General features: G+C 57.4%; 2 protein-coding genes and 1 pseudogene. 2 read left to right on the forward strand and 1 reads right to left on the reverse strand.

Features of this window, described 5'->3' with window-relative positions; genetic code table 11:
- Positions 1-222 (forward strand): annotated as a pseudogene (locus tag WCA53_RS16355) (IS6 family transposase); the annotation flags it as partial.
- 357 nt (positions 223-579) lie between these two features.
- On the opposite strand, the gene WCA53_RS16360 reads toward WCA53_RS16355, so the two are convergent.
- Entirely contained in the window at positions 580-1,398 is an 819-nt protein-coding gene (locus WCA53_RS16360) for a FadR/GntR family transcriptional regulator (RefSeq protein ID WP_423912432.1), read from the reverse strand.
- Positions 1,399-1,696: 298 nt separating this feature from the next.
- Between WCA53_RS16360 and WCA53_RS16365 the strand changes: the two genes are divergently transcribed.
- Positions 1,697-2,652 (forward strand): ABC transporter substrate-binding protein (locus tag WCA53_RS16365; protein ID WP_423912434.1); only part of this gene is annotated, 956 nt, incomplete at its 3' end.

Consider the following 2,652-nt stretch of genomic DNA (forward strand, 5'->3'; position numbering starts at 1 on the left):
AGAACAGCCACCAGCCGACACGCGAACGCGAGCGTCGAATGCGCGGCTTTCGCGACCCGAAACGCACACAGAAATTATTTCTCTCGTGCTTCGGGCCGGCAACATTTCGCGCTTAAGCGCCATCTACTGCGCGCCTCACTCTATCGCAAACAACTCGCGGCAAGGTTCGCCGCCTGGCGCGAATTCACCGACGTCACCCAAGACTCGTCCTACGCTTTCTGAGGGATGCGCGTCTCTGCCATCTTTCCGGCTTCGGTGCGACAAGTTGACAAAGCCCTTCCAATACTTCTTGCATGCCGTCGGCGTCAACAATTATCAATCGGCGGCACTACTGCTGGGACTGATTTCACCCTCGAGGATGTGTCTAACGTCCGGTGCGCCGCGCCGTGCTTCTGCTCATCCGTTGCATCGCGAAACCACACTCATGACTGTGTCAATCATCCCATCGGCCGCATTGCCGCACCCTATCCATGCAATCCTACGTTTTCCTTAAGGAACGTGACTCCGATTTCGATCGAAACCCCCAACCACGTGAATCACTTCGCTTGAGTGAAGGTGTCATTTCAACCGGGATACGAGTCAGGAATCCGCTGCAGGCTCGATCTTCGAATGCTTGCGGGTCTCCGCGTCGAGGATCAACCGGCCACGCAGCTTGCCCTTCATTCTCTTCACATAGCGAGGCGCTTCCGTCATGTGAACGACCATCAGTTCGCGAACTTTCCCGGCGTCACGCTCACGCGCCGCCTTCGCAATCGCTCGATGAATCTTCACATTGGATTCTCCGAACCGCTCGAGTTCGGCCTTGGGCGTGTCGTTACGAAACTCAATTAATTGCCGGATCATTTCATTGATCAACTGGCAACTGAAGCGCAGAAACGGATTGGGATTAGCGGCCGCGAGGATGTCGTGAAAGTTCATGTCCTCCTGCCTGCGCCGCACAATGTCGCCTTCTTTATGGGTCGCGGGACTGTCGCAGCAGGCGATGTTCACATCAAGCGCCGCGAAGTCCGCCTCGGTCAGATGCGGCACCGCGCCCGCCGCGAGTTCGGGTTCGAGCAACTGCCGCACCGTATAAATATCGTCGATGCTCACATCTTTGAAAAACAGATAGTTCTGCAGCAGTTGCAGCGTGCGATCCAGCGGCACTTCGATGATGGTCCCGCCGCCGCCGGGTCCGGTCGTCACCGTGATCAGGCCTTGCACTTCAAGCGACTTCAGCGCCTCGCGCATGGTGCTTTTGCTGACCGAGAACATCTGCTGCAATTCCACTTCGCGCGGCAGCTTGTCGCCTGGTTTCAACTCCCTTTCGGTAATCAGCCGCTTGATTTCCTCCGCGACCAGATCGGGCCGTTTCTGCTGCCTGACAGGGATGCTGACACCTGCTTTTACCCGCTCCATAACGCTCTCCAAAGCTCTTTGTGGTTGCTTTTGCACATGGGCCAAAACAGGTCTCCCAAGGGCGCAAACGTGAAACGTGCGTTGAGCACGCACCCGCTGCATCGGGTGGCATTTTTGCCTTGTTGACACCAGAAGTTATTGTACCTACGATCAAGTTCATCCTATTTATCATCATAAATTAACACTGACCAGCGCGATTAAAACAATGTAGCGAGTCGCTTCACGGCCGTCGGTCACTGACAATCAAGCAGTCTTGTAGTCGTTCGAGCACGCGTGTCTTCTCTCAAGGAGCGTTAATTTGAATCGCCGGAATGTCTTGAAGCTGGCCGCGCTGTCGGCTGTTCCCGGGGCCTTGCAAACCCTTGCCGCGCGCAGCGCATTCGCGCAGGGCGCACCCATCCAGTTCGCGTGTCCAGTACCCATGTCGGGCCCGTTCGCCGCCAACGGCAAATACGCGGACCTGGGCATGAAGCTCGCGATCGAGCAATACGGCAAGGTGCTCGGCCAACCGCTCGCTTATACGACGCTCGACACCGAAGGCAAGCCCGCTACGGCCGTGCGCCGTGTGCAGGAGATCGCGCAACAGAAGAATGCGCGCTTCTTCGCGGGGGGTATCTTGTCGTCCGAATCGCTCGCGATGGGCAAGGAAGTCGAGAAGGCCGGGGGCGTGTTCATCACCACCGCAGGCGCCGATGAGATCACGGGCAAGGACTGCAATAGCGCGACCTTCCGCTGGTCGGTGCCGACCTTCGGCGCCATTGAACAGACGGTGCGCCCGCTGATCCAGATGATGCCCAAAGCCAAGCGCTGGTACACCATCACACCGCAGTATGTGTTCGGCGATGGCCTGCTTTCCGCCGCGAAAGCGATCTTTCAGGAGAAGGGCATTGAGCATGTGGGCAACAGCTATCACTCGCTCAATGAAAAAGAATTCAGCGGCTACCTGACGAACGCGGTCGCGGCGAAGCCCGACGTGCTCCTGATTCTCAACTTCGGATCGCAGTCGTCCGATACTTTGCGTCAGGCGGTCAGCTTCGGTATGAAGAACAACTGCACGATCCTGATCGCGTGGGCGTCGGGCCTCGAGCAATTCGAAGCGCTAGGCCCTGAGTTATGCGAAGGAGTGTATTTCGGCGCGCAATACTGGCATTCGATCGACTCGCCGCTAAACGCCGATCTCGTCAAACGTGCCAACGCCGCCTACAAGGCGAACCCGAACTACAGTCTGGCGGGTTCGTATATCTGCACGAAGAT

It is taken from the genome of Caballeronia sp. (assembly GCF_049581465.1).
Lineage (GTDB): Bacteria > Pseudomonadota > Gammaproteobacteria > Burkholderiales > Burkholderiaceae > Caballeronia.